This is a genomic window from Acinetobacter sp. USHLN143 (genome assembly GCF_037145695.1).
Classification (GTDB): Bacteria; Pseudomonadota; Gammaproteobacteria; order Pseudomonadales; family Moraxellaceae; genus Acinetobacter; species Acinetobacter fasciculus.
In genome coordinates, this window is sequence record NZ_JBBCWZ010000385.1 from 1 (window position 1) to 200 (window position 200).

Annotated in this window: 1 rRNA gene; it reads left to right on the plus strand. The window is 52.0% G+C overall.

Annotated elements, in window-relative coordinates:
- Positions 1–2: 2 nt before the first annotated feature.
- A 16S ribosomal RNA gene (locus WFH18_RS18500) occupies positions 3–200 on the plus strand; the annotation flags it as partial.

The window sequence follows — 200 nt, forward strand, 5'->3', positions numbered from 1 at the left end:
TTAAACTGAAGAGTTTGATCATGGCTCAGATTGAACGCTGGCGGCAGGCTTAACACATGCAAGTCGAGCGGGGGAAGTTGCTTCGGTAACTGACCTAGCGGCGGACGGGTGAGTAATGCTTAGGAATCTGCCTATTAGTGGGGGACAACATCTCGAAAGGGATGCTAATACCGCATACGTCCTACGGGAGAAAGCAGGGG